Below are 22,477 nucleotides of genomic sequence, written 5' to 3'. Positions count from 1 at the left end.
ATCACCATCAAGTCCGCTTAGCCTGGAGATCGAATCCTGTATCCCGAGACGCGACCTTCCAGTGGTTAGCGGGGTGATCAGCAAGTCGAGGAAGTCCGCCGGCTGCAACCGACGTTCATGCGCGGAACACCTCGCCTTACCACATGCTCTCCGACGGCCTTCCTTCGCTCTTCCTTGGCAGCGAAGGTTCCGTGGCTATCTCAGGCGGGTTTGATAGCTGAAGGCCAAGGGAAGGCCGGGAAGAAGCTCGGAGAGGGTCTGCCTTTCCACATTCACAGCCTGAAGCAGCATTCGATGGAGTCACGGGTGGGTGATGCCAGACGACGTTGTTGGCGCCACCTATAGCGTCTTCGGCGCCAGGGAGGCGTTTCCTTTGCCTTCGATGATGCCTGGGCGCGGGAGCGTCCTCAGGTTCAGCCGCTCACGTCATGACCACCGAAACGTAGCGAGAACCCACGACGGGGTTGGCTGATCTCAGCTGGCGGTAGCTCGGGCCACGGTGCGAGCCCCCCCCCACACCACGGCATGCTCTGATCGGCGGCGGAGGATGGTTTTCTCGGAAACGTGAGGGTCTCCGGTTACGCCCAACCACCATCTCAATCATCATCAAACAACGCGTCGGCGGCGTCCCCAACCTCGTAATGCAAATCGACTGCAGCTTTCCAATTCTCCAACTTGAACTCTGCGGCAATGAGTGCCAATCTCGCCTGAGTGGTTGCCGACCCATGGTAGATCATCCCTTGGCCGGTCTGCCGACGCATGAGCACCCGACCACGGGGCACGTGAAAGAACTCGTCATTGGCTGATCGCCCGAATTGGGGAGCAACATTCGGCCATTCTCTCCAATGTTCAAGGTGGCTGTCGATGAAGCCGCCCGCAATTGGACCGCTTACCACCGGCAGGTGGGATAGTGCCGCGATTCTATCGCCGTCATCCCACCAAATGCCAATGAGTGGAAGATCCTTCGTGCTGCGTGCCATTCGATCGAATCCGAAGAATCCGGTTACCTCTCGTCGACGGCGACAGGAGCAATGTCATCCTGATACTGAAACGGTCCAGCGGGGCATTTCACCGTGACGAATCCCTCGCGACATTTATAGGTGAGATAGGTGTCGTCTGCCACGGTGAACATCCTGATGGGACGCCCATATTTTTCGTAGAACGATTGCTTGGGAATGAAATCACGGCCAAGTATTTCTTGGCGGAATTGATCCACGGTCATTTGGGCTGTCGGAGAACTGGCAACTTGTTGTCGGAGCAGCTCTGCTTGTGCCGACATTTCGGGAGTGATTCGGCTCTCGTTGACAGGGGAACTCGTCATCGGCGTTGCTGCGCGCGGCGGTCGATTCGCTCGCCCCGCTGCCGCGAAGACTAACAGGACCGCGAAGCCGGCAGCGACGAGCCCCAGCACACGCTTTCCCTTCGTTTGCAACATGAGCTCTTGGTGATTCCACAACGCCCATCCCCACCACGCCGGGATCCACAGGAAGCCGTAAAAGATCCAGGCGAGCACTTGAAACGGTACTTCCCACCTGCCTGCATGTTCTCCGTACCACTCGGAGAAGGTCCCGGCCTTCTCGGGTAAGACGATGGGCGGGGGAGGGGGATTCGGGGGCAGAAATAGCCCCTGAATGTTGCCGGCGGTCGTCGCTGCAGCGATGCCCTCCTTCCGTATGTGGTCCTCGCGGCCGAGCTTTCCCTGGCTCGCCAATTGGCGGAGTTGCGCATCGGTGAGCGGCCCGAGTTCGGTTCCGGCCATCGTAACGAACCAGTTTGGCATGGAGATCCCACGTCAGAGAAGGGTAGGGGGGGTTAGCCCTTGGCGTCGGCGTCGATTTTGAGCATCACTTTCTCGGCGTTGTAGTGGGCGACGAGGGCATAGGCGAGGTTTCCGAAGCCGAGGGTGAACCAGATCGTCAGGAGCCCCCACAGGACGTGGCCGCCGGCTGACCCCCAGGTCTTACGACGGACCATCGCGGTTGTTTGGCCTTGCTCAATGATCTCGTAACCTTGCGTCATGTAGTCGTCGAGCATGTTTTCGAGTTCCTTCTTCGAGCTGACGCGGCGGAGGCGGGGTGCTGCCATATAAGCTTCCCTTTTGAATTGAAGATGTATTGCTTCCAGTGGACGTTGATTACTAGCACCGAGCGACGCCCCGATGTATTTATTGCGCGAGAGATGAACGCCAGGCGGATGCAAGAGCAAGTTCTCGTCGGTGACACGCCCAAGAATAGTCCAAATGGGACTATTCCATTGGAGACTTTAACTTGGCGGTGAACGCTTATCAAGCGCCGCCATGCAGAAATCAACCTTCACCGCCGAGTACGCAGTCTTCTGCCGGCTCCTGAGAGAGCACCGGGAGCAAGCTGGACTGACGCAGGTGGAGTTTGCCGAGAGAATTAAAGAGACGCAGTCATACGTCAGCAAAGTCGAACGGGGCGAACGTAGGATCGATCTGGTCCAGCTGCGAGTATTCTGCAAGGCGATGGGCGTTAGCTTGGGGCGGTTTGTGGAAGCGTTCGAAAGGGCTGTCCGGAAGACCTGAGATTCCTCGTCGTCGACGGCTTCGAGCCCCTGTTGCCCTAAGACGGGGGAAGTCATAGACCGTCTCGCCTCAGGGTTCGTGCTGCTTTGGCAACCTCATGTCTCTCAACATGTTATCGAGTGCCGAAACACTGCATTCAGAACGGACCTGATTTGGAGGCGTTCGCGGCCGACGTCGACCGGACGTACATTTCTTATCTAGAGAATGACCAGAAGTCGCCGACGGGTGGAGATACTGGAGAAACTCTGCCGAAAGCCGAAGTTGCCGGTCTCGAAGCTAATTAAGCGGGCCAAGAAGTCAGCGAATAGTCTTAAGAGGCACCCTCAATCGTTGCCTTGCCATTTAACCGGCGGATGTGGGGAGAGTCATTGCCGAGCACCCGCATTGTTGCGGGGCGGGTACTTAAACTGCCGCGAAATTTTTCACTGTAAAGCGAAATCAGTGATTCCGTTGCGAGCGATTCAATAGGCTAATCCATCAGCCCGTAATTTCAGTTCATTGTTGTCGAACGTTGGCCAGCGATTTCTCCACTGGAAGAGAACTGTGCGACTAAAAGGTATCAGAATTGTCAAAGTCACAGGCTGATCTCATACCTCCGAATTCGCTTTCTACCACTCCAACTATTTCTGCTAGGCGGTCCATGGACTAAACTGCGGGCCTTGTCGGCACGATATCTAGGGGGGCGATCTACAATGCATATTGACTTGTCATATCGTCTCAGCGGAAATCAGCCGATTCATTGCGATCATGGCTATGCGTTGTTCGCGTCGGTGTCGCGATTGCTCCCCGAGGTGCATGCCGAGAACGGCATTGCCATTCACCCCATTGGCGGGCGGCAAAATGGCGATCGGCAGATGACTCTGATGCCGTGGAGTACGCTCTCCTTTCGAGTGGCCGCGGAAAAGATTCCCGTGCTGTTGTCGCTTGCCGGCAAGTCACTGGTTTTGCACGACGCCACGGTGCGAGTCGGAGTTCCCGAGGTCCGCACGCTCGCGCCCGCCACGGCGCTGCGGAGCCGATTGGTAGTCATCAAAGTGGCCCACACCGACGCCGCCGCGCTCACCGCAGAAACGTTCGCGGCCGCGGCCCGCAAGCAAATGGAGCAACTCGCGATCTCCTCCGAGGTGATGTTAAGCATCGGCAAACGCCGCACGCTGCGCATGAAGCAGCGCGAGGTGGTCGGCTACGAAGTGATCGTCGAGGGGCTGACGGCGGAGGAGTCGATTGCACTGCAGGAGAATGGAATCGGAGGGAAGCGGCATATGGGGTGCGGGGTGTTCTTGCCATTGGGCGAGAAGGTGATGCCGTGATGGACCCCAATCGCTTGTGGGCTAAGAGCGCAAGGGATGGAGAAGTCCTTCATTCCTCCATGTCGTTGTCGCAACATCTACAGGATGTCTACGAGGCCGCGGTGCGGATTCTGGATGCAACTGGCGACGATCAACTGATCGCGTTGGATCTATGCCCCGAGGTCTATCGTGATCGATTCCGTCGATGCGTCTTATTAGCAGCGGCAGTGCATGATCTGGGCAAAGCCAACGATCATTTTCAGGGTATGATTTGTCGCACTCGCGAGCGTTGCGATCGTTCTCAGGGGCTTCGTCACGAATGGGTGACCGTATTCATGATAGAGCGGCTGCAACCGTGGTTGCTTCCGGCCGTCGGCAATAGCGAAGTTGATTTTGCGTTCGTTGAGTGGGCTGTCGCAGGCCACCACCCGGCTATTACCCACGCAAGCCCGCCGCGAGATTCGCCGAGCGGGTCGAAGCCGGAGCTCAAGTTTTCACTAAGTCATGCAGACTTTCGCTCTGCCCTGGATTGGTTGGCGGTCGAATTCGGTTTGGAACAACCCCCGTTGCAGTCAGACGTTACTCTCGACCTCAGCACCCTTGGTGATGTATTTCCGGTGCTTAGGACGTGGGAAAAATCAGCGCACAAGATTTGGAATAAGTTGCACCGAAACGATCAACGACTGGTGGCTGCTGTCAAGAACTGTCTCGTGGCCGCAGACGTCGCAGGATCAGCATTGCCGAAGGTTGCCCCGAACGATCCTAATCGTTGGGACTGGATCACCGCGTCATTTTCCGACAAACCGCATCCCGGCGAGCTCCAAGCAATCGTCGCGCATCGACTGAGGGACAATGCTCCGCGCACTTTCCAATGCCGAGTCGAGAATTCGTCGGCACCGGTAACATTTGTAAAAGCTGGGTGCGGCAGCGGAAAGACATTGGCCGCTTATATGTGGGCCGCGAAGAATCACCCGATGCGACGACTCTATTTCTGTTACCCGACTACCGGCACCGCCACGGAAGGGTTCAAAGACTATCTATTTGAGCCAGACGTCAGGGCAGATTTGTTCCATAGTCGGCGAGACGTGGATTTTGAGATCATTCTCTCAACCGGCGCCGATGCTGAGAACGCAGACGCCGACGAAGCAATCCAGATCGACTCGCTCGATGCTTGGTCCACGCCGATTGTAGCCTGCACTGTTGATACGGTGCTTGGCATCGTCCAAAACAACAAGCGAGGACTGTTTGCATGGCCAGCGCTCGCCCAAGGCGCCTTCGTGTTCGACGAAATCCATGCGTATGATGATAGATTGTTTGGGGCTTTGTTACGATTCCTGAATGACTTACCGAGTCTCCCTATTCTTCTGATGACCGCCAGCCTGCCGAAGGCCCGCGAAGACGCCTTACGCACCATGCTGGACGATCGAGGCATTGAACTCGACCCCATTCCCGGGCCGAAGGAATTGGAAGAACTTCCCCGCTACAAAAAGGCGATTGCTGCGGAAAACGATCCGCTGCCCTTCATCTGCGAGACGCTTCGTAACAACGGCAAGGTCCTGTGGGTATGCAATACGGTAGCGCGTGTGATGGAGGCGGCGAAGCGGTTAAGTGAATGCCATCCGCTCATCTACCATAGCCGATTTAAGTATGAAGATCGAGTTAGTCGGCACAAGGCCGTTATTGATGCGTTCGGGGGAGACGGACCGGCGCTCGCCATTTGCTCCCAAGTTGCGGAAATGTCCCTCGATCTTTCGGCCGATCTCCTCGTCACTGATCTGGCAACCGTGCCGGCGCTAATTCAACGACTCGGTCGGCTTAATCGTCGCACAACGCCCGACGCGCCGATCCCGCCAAGACCGTTCGTCGTTGTCGAATTGACCAACCCGCTGCCATATAGCTCAGAAGATCTAGACGCCGCTCGTGCCTGGCTAGGCAGGTTACCGAACGACAACATTTGCCAAACTGATTTGGCTAAAGCATGGGAACAGACGAGCAATCATCCACCAGAACGGGTTGACAGTGCTTGGCTTGACGGTGGGCCAAGCACGACCGTGAAGGAGCTTCGCGATGGGTCGCATGGCATTACGGTGCTGATGGAGGAAGACCTTCCCCGTGTGAATGCCAATCGCAAAGAACTGGGCAAGCTGACATTACCGATGCTCCCCACCCCCGGATGGGAAAGTTGGCCGCGAGAGCGAGGTCTTCCGCTCGCACCTAAAGAAGCAATCACCTACGACCGAATGCAAGGCGCCGAATGGCGAAAGTAAACAAACCAAAAATCGAGAAGCCGCAGGCCCCAGACCATCTAACGATGAATCTCTTTGGCCCCGGCATGACGGCGTTACACCGCGCCGGCTTAGGCGGGTTGGCATGTACCCTCGCCGCGATAGAGCGACGATTTAAGAACGGCCGGATTGCGAAGAAAGAACTGCCCGCAACCTTCGTAAACGACACGCCGCCGTGGGAGATCGACGAACATTCCGTTTCGCTTCGGTTTGGCAAGCCAGAAAACGCTAAGGAATACTTGCGGAAGTTATTTGCTTTCGCGTTTGGCATCCGAAAAGACGGGCTCATCAGCCTTCCAGGACAGCAGTTCGATGCCGAGCCGCACGCCGCAATACTCGCAGACTTACAAGCAGGCTTTACATTGACGTTCCTTCAGCACGGACAAGTACGCAAGTTGGCAAAGGAGCTGACCGCGACGAGTTATGACTCGGAGGTTGAAGGCGTGCCCGGCGTCGTCGTTCAGTACAAAGCTTGCTCAGAATTCAAACATCAAAACGGCTGGCAAAACCTGGTCGACAAAAAAGGCTGCTTGGTTTCCGGAACAATCCGAGTGGATGGACCCATTAGTCCAGGCACGGTTGTCCGGCATGTTGCTTTTACCGGCGATACAGGCGCCGAAGATCCTCTCGATCGAATGTTGCCTTTGTACTTCGCAATTGTTGGTTGCTTATCGTTGCCGGTGAATCGCGGAGTCGCCTCGCTGCTCGTGCCAGACGTCACCGACCTGACTGAATTCGTCTACGATCGCCCCGCGATGACGCCCTCGACTGCCATTGATTGCCAAATCGCAAATGCAGCCGATGCTGTATTTCGAGCACAAGTGCGAGTGAGGAGAAATCCGCGTCGGACGGCTGAGGTGCAGTCGCGCGCTAGAAAGAGCGTTGTCGGTTCTGCGAGTACAGGTTGCTATGCCATGACCTTCACGCCCACGCCGTGGGCCAGTCAGCAAAAATCGCGGATTGCAACAATCTATGTGCCGGCGGGAAATGATCAAACCCTCGACAGATATGATCGAGCCGCCAAGTATTTGTCTGCTCGAATCGTCGTCCGCACAATTAAGGAATCAACTGGAAAAGGCAAAGCTAAGGTCCCTAGAGAACGGCAGGAATCGTTTCGTGCGGATAGCGTAGTTCGCCCGCTTGTCGCCGAGAACTTGGCTCTCGGGCGCAAGTGGTATTTCGGATTCAACAAACTGCTGACCAAAATCAATCCGGCGACAGAGAAGCCATTCCGAGATCAACTCCAATTCGAACGAAAGGGGCTGCACGACATGATTGCCGACGACACAATGTGGGACGAAGACGCTGAACGCGTCGTTGTGCGAGCCGTCCATGAAGCTATTCGTAGGCGATATGCACAAATCGCGGATGAGAATAAAACCAACCCTGCTGCCATGAAGAACCGCTTCGGTGGTGAGTATGACAAGTGGCGACTAGCATTCGCAGGTGCAAAAACTCCAGATCAGTTTCGCAAAGCACTATGCGACCTCTTAAGTCGTGCTGGTCGAAACTCAGTGTTGCAAGAATCTTGGGATACCGTATTGCCAATGCTTCGGACTAGCAACTGGAAACACGCCCGCGACCTGTCATTGCTCGCCTTATGCAGTTATCAGGGCCGCAATGACGATTCTGCCGTACCCGGACTCGAATCCAAATAACTCTTCGAAAGGAACGTCCGAATGTCGCTTCATGTGTTCGCAAACTTTGTAACTCCCTTCGGCACGGCCGCCAATAACCGTGCCGAAACCGAAGGCAACATTACCACCCTCCAAAAGTTATTGTGGCTAGGCGAAACTCATAGCACCGTCTCTGCCGAGGCGATTCGCTTCGCCCTGCGAAGGCGGCTTGCCAGCGCCGAGTCTACCAATCGAGAATGGGACGAAATCGAATGCGTGAACGCATGGGAGGATCCCGAATTCAAAGGATGGTCCGGCGACAAAGGCAAGACATTCATTGACGACGATCTGCTTGGATTTATGAAGGCAGACGCCGCAAAGGAGGAAGGCGAATCAGGTTCGGCAAATATTCGTCGAGCTGTTCTTGAGGTCACTCGGGCCGTATCGCTGACACCGTGGTCCGGCGATGTGACCTTCAATGCCGCCTCCCCAGGGGCTACGCCGTCAGCCCAGAAAAAGGGACGCAATCCGGTTCCATACGGCACCGAGGTCCATGCCACTCGTTACCAATATGGGATTGCACTCACGCCAGAGCGGCTCCGGGACAAGTCTCGCGCGGCCAAGGCGATCGACGCTCTTTGCAACCTTGGCACGGTCGCAGGCAACCATGGTCGGTTCTTATTTGACTTTTCCCCCGACGTCGTCGTCCTCCGCATCACGTCAGACCCTGCTCCTCGATTGCTTTATAGCTTTGACACGACCGACAACGGCAAGACTCTGAACGCGGACGCCCTTGTCAAGCGAATCGATTCGAAGGACATCAATCCAAAGGAACTGATTCTCGGCGCCGGCGACCTCGACTCAAAACTGGTTGCGAGCTTGAAGGCACGAGGCGTCGCTGTTTTTGGCGTGAAGCGAGCCTGCGAAGAGGCCGTCAACCGCATCAATGCTGAACTTAAAATCAAAGGCTAACCATGCTTGGCCTCTATGTGACCGTCCCAGTGGCCTGCTTCCGCAAGGGACTTGCTCGGGAGTATCTCGAAACGGAACCATTGCCGCCGCCAGCGACATGTTACGGATTTTTACTCTCTCTCGTAGGTGAAACGGACCGTCGTCGCCACATTGGCGCTCGCGTGGCGCCAGTGCTGATCAGCAAGCCAGCGACCAGCGTTGTTTTACGCACAGTCTGGCGAGTTAAGAAAACGCCGCTTGGTTCGTCGGGAAACACGCGCCCCGATTACCAGCAATTGTTGACGGGCGTCGAACTTGTGATCTGGCTCGATTCCACTGAAGAGGCCGACGATGGCCTAGAGCAGCGCGTACGCGAGACATTGGCCAACCCGGCGACGATATCCCGATTTGGAGGCCTTTCACTCGGTGAAAGCACTCATTTAGTCGATGAAGTGAGTCTAGTGACGTCCCCGCAAACCCGGCTTGCTGATCGGTCGGGCCGAGCCTTTCTGCGGGCCGAACGCGGCCGGCTGACGTTGCCGGTATGGGTCGACCACGTCGGCTCCGCCGGCACTCGGTACGTGACGGGCGATTTGGTCGAGACCTCGGCGCTCACCATGCCGCTTTTAGCGTCGATGCCGACAATTTCGCCCGATTATTGACGCGGCGCCTATTGCAATGGGACGCATGGCAGATAATCCTAAAAGGGCATGCCGGAAATCGCTCCACGGATGGATTACTCCTGATTCCTCCGTGAGTTCTTGTCATGATTCGCGCCGCCGACTTGGGCGACGAGCCCCCCATTCGCGTGATGGCTCTCCACGCCTTGCTCTACTGCGAGCGGCTCTTCTATCTCGAAGAGGTCGAAGAGATCCGCGTCGCCGACGGCAACGTTTATGCTGGCCGTCGACTCCATCTCGAACGCGTCTCACTCGACGACGAGACGCCCGAGATGCGCTCGTACGACGTGAGCAGCGAAGCCTGGGGGGTCGTCGGCAAGGTCGACGCGGTTCGCAAGCGGGATGGCGTCTGGATTGCGTATGAACACAAGAAAGGTCGATGTCGCCGCGGCGAGAGCAATGAACCGCTGGCATGGCCCAGCGATCGCATTCAGGCCGTCGCCTACGCGGTGCTCGTCGAGGAGCAACTCGGCGAGCCAGTGAAACAGGCCCGTGTTCGTTATCATGCCGACAACGTTACCGTGTTGCTCGACATCGACGATGCGGCTCGTAATGACTTACGGACCGCCATTCGCCGGGCTCGCGTGTTGCGAGAATCAACAGAGCGACCGCCCGTTACTGAGAATACTCGTCTCTGCCCCAAATGCTCTCTGGCGGTGGTTTGTTTGCCGGAGGAAGAGCGATTGGCATTGGACCATGCCGACGAATTGCCGCCTCGGCTGTTTCCCTCCAGCCGAGAGCGACACACGTTGCACGTGACGACCGCCAAGACTCGGGTCGGCCGTAGCGGCGAGTCTCTTCTCGTGGAATCGGAAACTGGCAAGCAGAAAATTCCAATCGAGCAGATCGATTCGATCCTGATTCACGGTTATGGCCAACTAACGACGCAGGCCCTTCATCTGTGCGCCTACCGAGGCGTGGCCGTCGATTGGCTGACGTTCGGCGGCCGCTTCATGGCAGGGACTTCGGCGTCGCCGGGACGTGTCCAGCAGCGAATTCGCCAGTATCGCGCCCTCACGAATGAGGCGCTGTGCCTTGATTTGTCGCGAAGGACGGTTCACGCCAAAGTGGAATCGCAGTTAAAGTATCTGCTGCGCGCATCGCGAACTGACGGTGCCGTGCGGCAGTCGATTCAAGAGCCGATCGATCGCATCCGCGCTGCGTTGTCAAAGGTTGATCAGGCGGCCGGCATTGATTCCTTGCGAGGATTGGAAGGGATTGCCGCGAAGGATTACTTTGCTGCCCTGCCAAGACTGCTGTCGTCGCGGATTGATCCCCAACTGATTCCCAACGGCCGATCGAAACATCCGCCCGAAGATCGCTTTAATGCATTGCTCAGCTTCGGATATGGGATGTTGTTCGCTTTGGTGCATCGAACCTTGCTGGGTGTCGGGCTGGAGCCGGCCCTCGGTTTCTTCCATCAACCTCGCTCTGCGGCGCCTCCGCTCGTGATGGATGTCGTGGAAATATTTCGCGTCCCGCTCGTCGACATGCCGGTCGTCGGCAGCGTCAATCGCAATCAATGGAACCCGGACAGCGACTTTACCATCGCTGGACGACAAGTCTGGCTCTCGGACGATGGCCGGAAAAAGGCGATTGCATTATTTGAAGAGCGACTCACGGAGATGTATCGACATCCATTCACCAGCCAGTCGATGAGTTACGCCAGGATCGTGGAATTGGAATCGCGTCTGCTGGAAAAGGAATGGTCAAACGCCCCAGGGCTCTACGCTCGCATGCGAATGAGGTAGCATTATGGCTGAGAAATCGTGGCATCTCATCACCTACGACGTTCGTGATCCGAAACGGCTTCGCAAGGTGGCCAAGAAGTTGGAAGGCTATGGAGAACGGCTACAATACAGTGTCTTCAGGTGCCGAATGGATCGGCTCGCACTGGAGAAGTTATGCTGGGAACTGGCCGAGATCATGGCTGCCAATGACGATTTGCTGGTGATGCCGATGTGCAGTCGATGTGCCGAAAGGGTTCCCTTGCATTCGACAGGCGACCAGTCTGCGTGGGCTGCAGATCCTCCTACATTCAGGATTGTTTAGCAGGTCAGTAACGTCTGGGTGGTGTAGAGAGGTGAGCGGTTTGTCATCTGAAGTCCTTATGCAGTAGCAGGTTCTGCGTTAGCCATATCATTTGAGATCCATGACTGCTTGGCAATCAATGAAGGATCCGAGAAAACAGGAGCGATAAGGTGTCCCTCGCATCTATTGAGACTCGATTTTGTCCGTGCCTGGGCTATTTAACGGAGATGCGTGAATTCGTGTCTCGTAAGTCATTGCCACATGGCAACTTAGAGTTGGTGCGGTGAGAGATCCTTTGACGCCGACAGGCGTTGAGCACAAAGCGGGGCCGCAGTATGAATATGACGTGTACCCTGTGAGAGATCCTTTGACGCCGACAGGCGTTGAGCACAGCGGGACCGTCGAGAGCGACGAGACGTTCGTCGGCGTGAGAGATCCTTTGACGCCGACAGGCGTTGAGCACTCGAGGGTGTCGGTTGCTTCGCTGACGACCATGAGGTGAGAGATCCTTTGACGCCGACAGGCGTTGAGCACCACAAGCGACGGTCTGCGGTCGACTGCCGTTGCACGGTGAGAGATCCTTTGACGCCGACAGGCGTTGAGCACAGCGGGACCGTCGAGAGCGACGAGACGTTCGTCGGCGTGAGAGATCCTTTGACGCCGACAGGCGTTGAGCACGCCCTGATGCGATTGATCTACGGCGGCTACTCGCACCGTGAGAGATCCTTTGACGCCGACAGGCGTTGAGCACGTGACGCTCACCACGACGAACACGACGGCGGCCGGCGTGAGAGATCCTTTGACGCCGACAGGCGTTGAGCACGCCCTCGCTGGTCTGGCGATCGTCTGGGCGGTCTTCTGGTGAGAGATCCTTTGACGCCGACAGGCGTTGAGCACAAATCCACGTTGCGGGTGAACGCCCAAGCCGAGCTGGTGAGAGATCCTTTGACGCCGACAGGCGTTGAGCACTAACGAAGAGGTTACAGTTATGGCGTCCGCCAGTCAAGTGAGAGATCCTTTGACGCCGACAGGCGTTGAGCACGTTGGACCCGATGCTGCGATGGTCCATCTGGCGGTAGTGAGAGATCCTTTGACGCCGACAGGCGTTGAGCACGAGGCCCTTCGCGTCTACTGCATGGGCGGCAATTGGGTGAGAGATCCTTTGACGCCGACAGGCGTTGAGCACCAGAGCCGCATGTCCGAACGGTTGCGGGAGGCTCGTGAGAGATCCTTTGACGCCGACAGGCGTTGAGCACGTGACTGCGGCCTGGTTGCCCATGGCTGGTTCTCCGTGAGAGATCCTTTGACGCCGACAGGCGTTGAGCACTCGAGCAGCGTGATCTTGGCGGGACTCTTCGCCAGGTGAGAGATCCTTTGACGCCGACAGGCGTTGAGCACATCGCCGGCCCCTATGGAACGGCGGCGCCGAAGAACGTGAGAGATCCTTTGACGCCGACAGGCGTTGAGCACGCTGCCCCGACAACGGCGATTGTGAGGACGACGACGTGAGAGATCCTTTGACGCCGACAGGCGTTGAGCACGACGCGCATTGGTCTGTCGACAGAGCCAGCGGATCGGTGAGAGATCCTTTGACGCCGACAGGCGTTGAGCACAAGACGGCAGTGACGATCCACGACTCGGGCGTCTGTGAGAGATCCTTTGACGCCGACAGGCGTTGAGCACGATGCTTTTCGCGACATGCCGATGTTCTTCCGGTCGTGTGAGAGATCCTTTGACGCCGACAGGCGTTGAGCACCAGACGCGCCTGATTCGCAATGATGGTGGACCGAAGTGAGAGATCCTTTGACGCCGACAGGCGTTGAGCACGTCACGGCAAACCCGACGTTCGGCCCGTACAAGTTGTGAGAGATCCTTTGACGCCGACAGGCGTTGAGCACCACCTAGCCAGCTAGCCGGTCGCATCGATCGCTGCCGTGAGAGATCCTTTGACGCCGACAGGCGTTGAGCACTCGACGCATGCTTGGTAACGATTGCGACCGTCGAGTGAGAGATCCTTTGACGCCGACAGGCGTTGAGCACCGACTAGGCTTTGCGGGCCTTCTCGTCGGCCCGCTTGGTGAGAGATCCTTTGACGCCGACAGGCGTTGAGCACGTAACTAAGTAGTTCATTCATCAGAGACAATTATGCGTGAGAGATCCTTTGACGCCGACAGGCGTTGAGCACCGACTCTCGCGCGCATCTCAGTACGCCGTGTTGGCCTGTGAGAGATCCTTTGACGCCGACAGGCGTTGAGCACAATCAGCTACTTAATTACCGAATATATATCCGGCGTGAGAGATCCTTTGACGCCGACAGGCGTTGAGCACAGCCTTGAGCCGCTTGTTCCAGATCGTGCCGTCCGGGTGAGAGATCCTTTGACGCCGACAGGCGTTGAGCACATGGCGGACCATTGTGGCGAATCAGCTGCGGTAATGGTGAGAGATCCTTTGACGCCGACAGGCGTTGAGCACCTGTCCGCTACTATTCCGACGCCAGGGTGTGCTTTGGTGAGAGATCCTTTGACGCCGACAGGCGTTGAGCACACCTGCAAGGACCGCACCATCGCTCTCCTCGCGCGTGAGAGATCCTTTGACGCCGACAGGCGTTGAGCACCGGCGGACTGGTCGTTCTTCCCTGCCACAAGTGTGGTGAGAGATCCTTTGACGCCGACAGGCGTTGAGCACTCGGCTTCGCGGTTCTCTTCGTCGATCGATTTCAGGTGAGAGATCCTTTGACGCCGACAGGCGTTGAGCACTCAGCAGCACCTGCCTGATCGGTATCATTTTTCCGTGAGAGATCCTTTGACGCCGACAGGCGTTGAGCACTCAGCGTTCCGACCCTACTACAAGGTGAGGCCAGTGTGAGAGATCCTTTGACGCCGACAGGCGTTGAGCACTCTGCGGGCAAGAACCGGAGCTTTGCACCGCAGTTGCGTGAGAGATCCTTTGACGCCGACAGGCGTTGAGCACGCCCAACACGTGGCGACCCGCCAATTAAAGGGAACGTGAGAGATCCTTTGACGCCGACAGGCGTTGAGCACTGCTGGCCTTGCACCACCAAAGCGAATTGTTTGGTGGTGAGAGATCCTTTGACGCCGACAGGCGTTGAGCACTCGACCCTGAGCGAGCAATTGTTGAGCTGACGGCGGTGAGAGATCCTTTGACGCCGACAGGCGTTGAGCACCGAGGGCCGGTCGCATCACTGGATGCCGGATCCCCACGTGAGAGATCCTTTGACGCCGACAGGCGTTGAGCACAAGCAACTTGCGTTTATCTTCGCCTTGCTCGTCGCCGCGTGAGAGATCCTTTGACGCCGACAGGCGTTGAGCACCGGTGTTGCGTGAGTATGACGACGTAAACGCACGAGTGAGAGATCCTTTGACGCCGACAGGCGTTGAGCACAATTACACCGGCAACATTATGCGATATCGGGCCTCGTGAGAGATCCTTTGACGCCGACAGGCGTTGAGCACAAGGAGTGACCAATCGTCCTTCCCTGGCGCCATCAGTGAGAGATCCTTTGACGCCGACAGGCGTTGAGCACACCGACCTCGAAGACATCCGCCGAGACGGTGAAGAGGTGAGAGATCCTTTGACGCCGACAGGCGTTGAGCACGCCTCCACCCCCTAACTCGATCACGCCCCTTAACCGGGTGAGAGATCCTTTGACGCCGACAGGCGTTGAGCACTAACTGGCCGCCTCAAATTGCCCCGCGCGAGTCTGTGAGAGATCCTTTGACGCCGACAGGCGTTGAGCACCTTTGCGACACATTGAACGTCTCGCGGGGCACGATGTGAGAGATCCTTTGACGCCGACAGGCGTTGAGCACCGAGCCTTGCAGCGAATGCCCGTTTCTTCGTCGTCCCGTGAGAGATCCTTTGACGCCGACAGGCGTTGAGCACCGGAATTGACCCGTTAAGCACGTTAAGTACGCGAAGTGTGAGAGATCCTTTGACGCCGACAGGCGTTGAGCACAACCGCCAGTTGTTGCTGTTCGAGCCGCACAAGTAGCGTGAGAGATCCTTTGACGCCGACAGGCGTTGAGCACTACTGCCACGCCGGCCGGTTCCAGCGATGCCGGAATGTGAGAGATCCTTTGACGCCGACAGGCGTTGAGCACTGCGACTTTGTCTTTTACCTGTCGTACATCGGTGGTGAGAGATCCTTTGACGCCGACAGGCGTTGAGCACCGCTCCGCAACGCAGTCATCGGCAAAAAGGGAATGCGTGAGAGATCCTTTGACGCCGACAGGCGTTGAGCACACGGAGGCAGCGATGGTCATCCTGCAGCTGGCGAGGTGAGAGATCCTTTGACGCCGACAGGCGTTGAGCACTCTGCGGGCAAGAACCGGAGCTTTGCACCGCAGTGTGAGAGATCCTTTGACGCCGACAGGCGTTGAGCACAGACGATGGACAGCGAGAGAGACCCGCCCGAATGTCGTGAGAGATCCTTTGACGCCGACAGGCGTTGAGCACGTGGAATGTTTCTGAACCGATCACGGATGGTCCGTGTGAGAGATCCTTTGACGCCGACAGGCGTTGAGCACTCGACCTGTTGGATGAGTCGATTCGTAGCGAATTGGGTGAGAGATCCTTTGACGCCGACAGGCGTTGAGCACACCGACGGCGCCCCGGATGACGCCGCGGCGGTCAAGTGAGAGATCCTTTGACGCCGACAGGCGTTGAGCACGTGCGAAGACGGTTGCGGAGATGATGGCGTGAAGTCGTGAGAGATCCTTTGACGCCGACAGGCGTTGAGCACATAGCCATTGCAGCCGCAGTGATGCCTAGTCCCAGTGAGAGATCCTTTGACGCCGACAGGCGTTGAGCACGAAGTCCCTCTTGACCTACGTCGATGCCTCCGATGGTGAGAGATCCTTTGACGCCGACAGGCGTTGAGCACCGACCCTGAATCATGTCAACGGCGCCGATGGTGTCGTGAGAGATCCTTTGACGCCGACAGGCGTTGAGCACGGGGATTACAACTGCGGCGGGTATGTTCAGCGGAATGTGAGAGATCCTTTGACGCCGACAGGCGTTGAGCACCGTGGGGTTATGCGGTACATGGGTTGATGCCTAGTGTGAGAGATCCTTTGACGCCGACAGGCGTTGAGCACAAGCTCCGCGCGACAGGTTTTGGCGGGGTCCCATGTGAGAGATCCTTTGACGCCGACAGGCGTTGAGCACCTGGCCTACCATGCTGGCCTACCATGCTGGCCTACGTGAGAGATCCTTTGACGCCGACAGGCGTTGAGCACTCAACGCAATCGCCGGTGTGAGTGGTGAGCATTAGTGAGAGATCCTTTGACGCCGACAGGCGTTGAGCACATCTACCTGAAGGCGGCAGTGGAGGGGGCGGAACTGGTGAGAGATCCTTTGACGCCGACAGGCGTTGAGCACAACGGTAACTACCCTCAGTACATGGGTATTTAGTGTGAGAGATCCTTTGACGCCGACAGGCGTTGAATATAAATAGTGAACAGGAGGAAGGTTGTCTGGGCGATCCCGGGATGATCTCGATACAATTGCACAAGTGCCTGCTATGTTATGAAGTTGATGATCCCCCACGCGCGAGAGAATGTATGTCGCGCCTCAGACCGACTTGATGGGCCAGTCACAACAATCTCGATATCGGCCCATAGTTAACGTGCTATAGACCAGTAATACGTAGTGAAACTCGGGAAATTGGAGAGGCCTTGCATCCTCAATACTCGCTCGGCAGCATCAATGTCCAATGCTCTCCCTCGAACGCACAATAGAGATCGATTTCCGGCAGCGGAAAATCCGTATATTCGATCGCCTGCCGGATGACCGACTCCTCTCCTGAATCGGCAAGCGCCGTGAGGACGGCCGAGCGATCGCCGCCGACTTCAAGCTTCCAGAAGTGGATTTCGCTAATCCACTGATTGCGGCGGACCGCTGCTTGGAACTGCGATGAGGGCAGCCAACTGGAGATCGCGTCGATCAGCCAATAGGCCCCGGCCCTCTCCGCCAAATGCTGGACACCAGGTGTGTAGATCAGTCGCTTGTTAAATGAGTGCCGCCAGCGTTCCAGATCGCCTGTGAAGCATTGGAGCCGTTTAGGAGCGTGGGGGCGGCGACATTCTCACGCGGCATCGAAATCCTCATCGTGGCTTGGCATCGAGAGCAAGCCTGAGGCGTCTGCCTTTCCAAATCCTTCTAGCACGACGAAGATTGGCGAAAATCGAGCGTAGCCGAGCTGCTGGTTGGTCCGTAAGAAGCCTGCAACAGGCGGAGCGACGCTGAGATACCGAATGCTGGCGATTGATAAGAGAAGCCGCCTGACGTCGGAAGAGCGATGACCAGTGAAGACATCGCTAAATCAGATGATCTCGACAGCTGACCGGACGCGACCTTCGGCGATCGATTGCTTTTCGCATTCGACGTTTACCGGCACGTTCATCGGCGCTGTCGGGTCGCTTGCAATCTGCGTGGTGTTATATTCGCAACTCGTAAATGCTCGGAGACATTTTTAGATGTGGAACTCAGGTACGGAAGCGATCGAATCAACCACATATGATTGCGGAAGTCTTTCCTGTTCAATACGTAGATTGTTCAAGACGCAACGTTCATAAGCACGTCGCTCGGAATTTGTTAGGTTCGGTAAAACCTCTCCCTTACTGCCGTTACCGGGTGCTGCGATTAGGAGTGCCCACTCCGTGAGACATGCGTCGTCCATTAGAAAGCTCTGCACATGCGGGAAAACGGATCTGAGTCGCGAAAGGATGCGGAAGCCGTCGACGTCCACGTCTCCCCAGTACCGCAGATGTCGCCGAGCTAACCAGCCGACGTAACGCAGGTCTGTAACGCCGCCTCCCATGCCGAAAATGCCGAGGGTCCCTGCAAGAGGAGGGAGAGTCAGCAAGTTCGTCTTGTTCTCCACGATCACCACATTTTTCGCCTCGATCTCCCACCTCGCCATCGTATGCAGGGGGATCGCGCATTCGAATGATGGAATTGAAGCCGCCTGGGGAAGCGATGTATCAAGAAAGCGGATATGGACCAACGGCTCGGCGTACTTCAGGCCGAAGCGACGAGCAAAATGTTCCTCGTCCGCCACAATCGCCGACGACGGCAAAAGAATATCCAACCAGGCTCGCAACAGTCCTGCATTTCGCTCAATGAACTTGGTGTCGACTGACAGTGGCAACTCGCGAGCAAACATCTCCGGGCGAGGATGAGCCAGGAAATAATCCACCGTCTCCAACAGTCCGTCGATGCCGCTAGCCGCGTCTGCGACAGCTCGGCGATTTGCCCGGATCCAGCGATCTAGGCCTGGGTGCCGTGAACGGATCTTCTGAACGGTCGCGGTAAACGCACTGAACGCCTTCTGTTTGCCAATAAATCGTAATAGATCGTCGGGTGACTCAAAGTAGATGCTGCGCGGAAAGAAGTTCCGGCCGTGCCGACGTGAATTGCGTTCCTTCCAATCAATGGTGTATCCGAAACCCAGCGCCGCCTTCGACCCGTCGCGCAGGCGTTGGATCGATGCGGCCGCCGCTGTTAGGCTCTCAGGAAGCGACCGATCGCTGGGGACGCTGCGAGGAAAGAATTCCTCATCGGCCATCCAGGCAACGAGGAACGCGGAGTACAACTTTTCAGCCTTACGGCGAATCTCATGGGGCTCAATCATGCCTCGGTAAACTCACTTGTGATGCCGAGATCATGCTCCCCAAGCATAGATTGTTCGAATTCCCTGGCCGTCATTTCAAAGATAGCCGAACGGTTTCCCTGCTTTACGACGTGAAGATAGTTCCCGACATAAGGTTGCGTGATCCGCGCCTTGGCGTCCAGGGGAGCCACAATCAACAATTGCAACCCAAACTGCTTGAACAGGTCTAAGGCATATTCCGCGTACTGGTCGTCGACCTTGGAAAACATTTCGTCCACGACGACAAAGTGAAAGCGGTCGCTGACAGGATGTTCGGGATCCAAGTCGTACTGAAACGCGATGGCAGCCACCAGAATGGTGAACGCGAGTTTGGCTTTTTCGCCCCCTGACTGGCCGCTGCTATCCTGATAGATCGAAACGGTCTTGAGCGTATCGCGATCCACGACGATCGCCAAGAAATCAAACCAACGCCTAACATCGGTCACTTTGTCCCGCCAGCGTCGGTTTCCGTCATCCCGTAGCTGTTCGACTAGTTCCTGAATTCTCACAAAGCGCGACTCATTAGCCTCCGCGGAATCCTCGAAGCTGCCTTCAATGCACTCCCGTAGTTTGCGTTGAAAATCGACGATCTCAGGGTCTCGTATCGCGCGCGGTTCAAGCTGGATATGAGTTCCCGGCCGATACGGCAGTTTCTTGAGCGATACGTTGAGCAACTCGATTTTATCTTCGATTCCCCGCCGCTCCTGCTCAAGGGCGTTGCGAAACAAGCCAATCTCTTCAATGACTTTCTGATTGAGTCGATCCTTGAATCGCCGTTCGTGCCGCGGCAGATCGTCTTCTTCGATTGTTCGCTTAAGTCCTAGAAAGCTTTCCAGATACTCGACCGACGCATGCAGGTTGTTGGTGCTCTCGGGGCTATGCCGGAGGTATTTCGACATGGCGTCAACGAGCCGTCCCAAGACCGGAGCGATGGCTTTGCGAAGCTGAATCATCGTCATGTCTTGCGAAGCTCGAAATCCATCTCTCCGCTGAAACAGATCGTTGGATGTTAGCGGCGGCAGCATTAACTCCGCATCAATCGTCGAGAACCATTGAGCATGCCTCTCGAGGTCGCCACTGGCAGCCTGGGTTCTGAGGTCGGCTTCGGCCTTCGCCAAAAGCTTCTCACCCCCAGCGATCTCATTGTCCAGTTCGCGCTCACGGGCGACGGCGCCGTCGCGGCGTTCTTGCAGCGATGCATCGTCCAGCTCGGCCTTTTCGAGCCGACCCTTCAGAAGCTTGACTCTCGACGACTTTCCTTCAATGGCTTGCCGTTCCTTCTCCAATGCGGCAATTTCAAGTGCGTGCAGTGGATAATCGATCTCGGCAAAAGCTGTCAGTCGCATGGCCTCGGTCGTTGCGTTCGCGCGGAGGCGCAGATCGTCCAACCGATTCTCAATGGCGACAACGGCCTGCTCGGCGTTGACTTCCTCCTGCGTCAGGCGGCTGATCTCCTGGGCGAGACGCAATTTCTTCTCCCGATTGTCCCAACCGAGAACGAAGTTTCGTGGGTCCAACGCCTGTTCGCGATCGTCTTTTTCGTGGCGAGAATGGCTAGACTTAACGTGACGATGAATGGTCAGCGCCAAGCCCCGATACCCCCGAAACGTTTCGATGCCGTCGCAGCACTCGTAGTCGAACCGATGGGAGAGTTCGCCCGCGACCCAGGGTACGAGCGGATGCCCCTGTCGCAACACGAGCTTCCGCAGAAGGGATGTAGGCCGAGACGTGGCTCCCTTGCTTTCCTGGTCGTGGTGCACAACCCGAAGATAGACGAGTCGCTGCCCGCGGCCATCATGAGTTAGGCGACTCCTGTCCAAATGTTGAGCGACGACTTGGTAGTGCCTTTCCGGGACCAGCATGCTCAGTGCAAAGCCGCGAAGCACCTTCTCGATGGACGCTTCCCATTCACGCTCGGTCTCATGAATACTGATCAACTCCGCAGCAAACGGAAGCTCTTTCGCAATCAAGCCAAGTTGTGTGCAGAGAGATGACCGCACAGCCACGCACCACTGGGGGACGTTGTCCCGCCTTTGTTGCAAGCCTTCGAATTCCTGCTGCACCTCGGCTATCGACTTCCGCAACTCTCCCCGTTTCAAAATTGCTTGCGCGTGATCGACAGCGCCCTCCGAAATCTCGTCGCTAATCTTCGCGGCAAGAACTGGCAGACGTTTGGCGACGGTGGTGAATTTGATCTCGCTGTCAATGGTTTGTGTAATTCCTAACGTGATGAGAGACGCGGCGAATCGGTCATGGGCCAACCGTTTGCTAGAAGATTGAAGTTGCTCGATTTCGATCAAACGGGGGATTTGTCTGAGACGATCGCCCCCGGCGTGGTCAATCTCATTCTTTAGCTGACGAATTCGCTCAATGGACGCGACAAGCTGACTTGTAAGCTCCGCCTTGGCGGCGCGAGTGCGAACTAACTCCTGCCGGCAGGCTTCAACGACGGGCGCAAACAGCGCGACCGTTTTCTGAGAAAAATAGAGATCAATCGCAGCGAGCACGCCCTCGGCGCGTTCAAGCCGAGCTGCATGTTCCTGGTACTCGATCGCCGCCAAGGCGATCGGATTCAAGAGATCGCGCTGTTGGCGAACGCGGACAAGACTTTCGTGGGCGTCGCTCAATTCGGCAAAATGCCCTAACAAGCGGTCCACTTTTTCATCCCAATTCATATGCTCAAGCATGTGATCGCGGATGAAGTCGTTAAGCTTCTGAATATCCTTGACCGCGACCGTCTGATTGAAGACTTCCATCGCCTTCGGTTTGACATGGGTCAGTCTCGCGAACCAACCTTCAAACTCATGAAATGTGCGGGTCGCTTTGAGCCCGCGTTCGCGGAGCGATCTGAGTATCTTGTCGCCTGAAGTCAGTTCGCCGAAATCCGCCTGAATAGATCGCTCGCCATCAGCGAGACAGTAGATTTTCTCGACGCTTTGATCGCCGTTCAGATAAAGGATCTGAGCAATCGAGAACGACTTACCAGTGTCAGCGTTGCTAAACCACGCCAAGATCACCGCGTACTGATCACCGCTGGGGCGTAGGAATTTGACTTCAATCCCTTCGCCGCTTTCGTCGCTGCCACGATCAAAAGCGCCTCGCAGGTAACTTTTCTCGTCGCGCTCTCGCTTCTTGGCGCCGGACGCCACGTTGAAGTTTCGGACTCCCGGCCTGACGAGAAGGGTCAACAGCGCATCGACCAGCGTCGATTTTCCCGAGCCGTTTTGACCGATTAGAAGAGCCGACTGGCCCGCTGGGCGAACGGTGAATACTTGACCGTCGAAGGTCCCCCAGTTGAGTACTTCGAGCTTATGCAGTCGATACCCCCGATCGGAGGGCGGCGCAAACGATAGTCGACTATTGAGTGTCATGCGAAAATTATCGAAGGTGTAAGGACGCGGTCAACGT

General features: G+C 56.7%; 13 protein-coding genes, 1 pseudogene and 1 CRISPR repeat array. Of the genes and pseudogenes, 8 read left to right on the top strand and 6 right to left on the bottom strand.

Annotation, left to right across the window (positions count from 1 at the left end):
* Positions 1-596: 596 nt before the first annotated feature.
* The 3 genes from PLANPX_RS03015 to PLANPX_RS03005 are packed head-to-tail and all read right to left on the bottom strand — an operon-like array spanning position 597 to position 2,085.
* Entirely contained in the window at positions 597-980 is a 384-nt protein-coding gene (locus PLANPX_RS03015) for a hypothetical protein (protein ID WP_152097296.1), read from the bottom strand.
* Between the two features lie 23 nt (positions 981-1,003).
* Positions 1,004-1,780: a DUF4339 domain-containing protein gene (locus tag PLANPX_RS03010; RefSeq protein ID WP_152097295.1), complete on the bottom strand. Its 777-nt coding sequence runs from the start codon at positions 1,778-1,780 to the stop codon at positions 1,004-1,006.
* Positions 1,781-1,812: 32 nt separating this feature from the next.
* Positions 1,813-2,085 carry a hypothetical protein gene (locus PLANPX_RS03005; protein WP_152097294.1) on the bottom strand — a complete coding sequence of 91 codons (273 nt, stop codon included), beginning with the start codon at positions 2,083-2,085 and terminating at the stop codon, positions 1,813-1,815.
* Positions 2,086-2,296: 211 nt separating this feature from the next.
* Between PLANPX_RS03005 and PLANPX_RS03000 the strand changes: the two genes are divergently transcribed.
* The 8 genes from PLANPX_RS03000 to cas2 all read left to right on the top strand — a co-directional run bounded on the left by PLANPX_RS03000 (position 2,297) and on the right by cas2 (position 11,418).
* Complete coding sequence (locus PLANPX_RS03000) at positions 2,297-2,545, top strand: helix-turn-helix domain-containing protein (protein WP_152097293.1); 249 nt, start codon at positions 2,297-2,299, stop codon at positions 2,543-2,545.
* A gap of 692 nt (positions 2,546-3,237) precedes the next feature.
* Complete coding sequence (gene cas6 / locus PLANPX_RS02995) at positions 3,238-3,855, top strand: type I-MYXAN CRISPR-associated protein Cas6/Cmx6 (protein ID WP_152097292.1); 618 nt, start codon at positions 3,238-3,240, stop codon at positions 3,853-3,855.
* Positions 3,855-6,101 (top strand): CRISPR-associated helicase Cas3', encoded by a 2,247-nt coding sequence (cas3, locus tag PLANPX_RS02990; protein WP_152097291.1) that lies wholly within the window; start codon positions 3,855-3,857, stop codon positions 6,099-6,101. Before cas6 ends, cas3 begins: the two co-directional genes overlap by 1 nt.
* Positions 6,089-7,777, top strand: coding sequence for a type I-MYXAN CRISPR-associated Cas8a1/Cmx1 (cas8a1, locus tag PLANPX_RS02985; RefSeq protein ID WP_152097290.1), 1,689 nt, complete (start codon positions 6,089-6,091; stop codon positions 7,775-7,777). The genes cas3 and cas8a1 overlap by 13 nt, the downstream gene beginning before the upstream one ends.
* Before the next feature lie 21 nt (positions 7,778-7,798).
* Positions 7,799-8,707, top strand: a complete 909-nt coding sequence (gene cas7i / locus PLANPX_RS02980) for a type I-B CRISPR-associated protein Cas7/Cst2/DevR (protein ID WP_152097289.1) — start codon at positions 7,799-7,801, stop codon at positions 8,705-8,707.
* Between the two features lie 2 nt (positions 8,708-8,709).
* A complete protein-coding gene (gene cas5 / locus PLANPX_RS02975; protein WP_152097288.1) occupies positions 8,710-9,348 on the top strand; it encodes a type I-MYXAN CRISPR-associated protein Cas5/Cmx5/DevS in 639 nt (212 codons plus the stop codon).
* Between the two features lie 104 nt (positions 9,349-9,452).
* A complete protein-coding gene (locus tag PLANPX_RS02970) occupies positions 9,453-11,117 on the top strand; it encodes a type I-MYXAN CRISPR-associated endonuclease Cas4/Cas1 (protein WP_152097287.1) in 1,665 nt (554 codons plus the stop codon).
* 4 nt (positions 11,118-11,121) lie between these two features.
* On the top strand, positions 11,122-11,418 hold the full coding sequence (gene cas2, locus PLANPX_RS02965; protein ID WP_152097286.1) for a CRISPR-associated endonuclease Cas2: 297 nt from the start codon (positions 11,122-11,124) through the stop codon (positions 11,416-11,418).
* Positions 11,419-11,680: 262 nt separating this feature from the next.
* Positions 11,681-16,867: direct repeats of the CRISPR family, unit length 36 nt; unit sequence GTGAGAGATCCTTTGACGCCGACAGGCGTTGAGCAC.
* Between the two features lie 234 nt (positions 16,868-17,101).
* Here the strand turns inward: cas2 and PLANPX_RS02960 are convergent.
* From PLANPX_RS02960 to PLANPX_RS02950, 3 genes and pseudogenes are all read right to left on the bottom strand, one after another.
* Positions 17,102-17,467 (bottom strand): annotated as a pseudogene (locus tag PLANPX_RS02960) (DUF6876 family protein); the annotation flags it as partial.
* 423 nt (positions 17,468-17,890) lie between these two features.
* Entirely contained in the window at positions 17,891-19,051 is a 1,161-nt protein-coding gene (locus PLANPX_RS02955) for a Wadjet anti-phage system protein JetD domain-containing protein (RefSeq protein ID WP_152097284.1), read from the bottom strand.
* The gene (locus PLANPX_RS02950) at positions 19,048-22,440 is read right to left on the bottom strand and encodes an ATP-binding protein (protein ID WP_152097283.1); all 3,393 of its coding nucleotides are present in this window, start codon (positions 22,438-22,440) and stop codon (positions 19,048-19,050) included. Before PLANPX_RS02950 ends, PLANPX_RS02955 begins: the two co-directional genes overlap by 4 nt.
* Between the last annotated feature and the right edge of the window lie 37 nt (positions 22,441-22,477).

Source organism: Lacipirellula parvula (genome assembly GCF_009177095.1).
Classification (GTDB): domain Bacteria; phylum Planctomycetota; class Planctomycetia; order Pirellulales; family Lacipirellulaceae; genus Lacipirellula; species Lacipirellula parvula.
The sequence above is the reverse complement of the archived record's forward strand: the minus strand, read 5'-3'. Positions and strand labels throughout refer to the sequence as shown.

Coding starts and splice junctions, on each gene's coding strand:
- cas5 (WP_152097288.1), top strand. CDS start 8,710: ATGCTTGGCCTCTATGTGACCGTCCCAGTGGCCTGCTTCCGCAAGGGA.
- cas7i (WP_152097289.1), top strand. CDS start 7,799: ATGTCGCTTCATGTGTTCGCAAACTTTGTAACTCCCTTCGGCACGGCC.
- PLANPX_RS03015 (WP_152097296.1), bottom strand. CDS start 980: ATGGCACGCAGCACGAAGGATCTTCCACTCATTGGCATTTGGTGGGAT.
- PLANPX_RS02955 (WP_152097284.1), bottom strand. CDS start 19,051: ATGATTGAGCCCCATGAGATTCGCCGTAAGGCTGAAAAGTTGTACTCC.
- cas8a1 (WP_152097290.1), top strand. CDS start 6,089: ATGGCGAAAGTAAACAAACCAAAAATCGAGAAGCCGCAGGCCCCAGAC.
- PLANPX_RS02950 (WP_152097283.1), bottom strand. CDS start 22,440: ATGACACTCAATAGTCGACTATCGTTTGCGCCGCCCTCCGATCGGGGG.
- PLANPX_RS03005 (WP_152097294.1), bottom strand. CDS start 2,085: ATGGCAGCACCCCGCCTCCGCCGCGTCAGCTCGAAGAAGGAACTCGAA.
- PLANPX_RS03010 (WP_152097295.1), bottom strand. CDS start 1,780: ATGCCAAACTGGTTCGTTACGATGGCCGGAACCGAACTCGGGCCGCTC.
- cas3 (WP_152097291.1), top strand. CDS start 3,855: ATGGACCCCAATCGCTTGTGGGCTAAGAGCGCAAGGGATGGAGAAGTC.
- PLANPX_RS03000 (WP_152097293.1), top strand. CDS start 2,297: ATGCAGAAATCAACCTTCACCGCCGAGTACGCAGTCTTCTGCCGGCTC.
- cas2 (WP_152097286.1), top strand. CDS start 11,122: ATGGCTGAGAAATCGTGGCATCTCATCACCTACGACGTTCGTGATCCG.
- PLANPX_RS02970 (WP_152097287.1), top strand. CDS start 9,453: ATGATTCGCGCCGCCGACTTGGGCGACGAGCCCCCCATTCGCGTGATG.
- cas6 (WP_152097292.1), top strand. CDS start 3,238: ATGCATATTGACTTGTCATATCGTCTCAGCGGAAATCAGCCGATTCAT.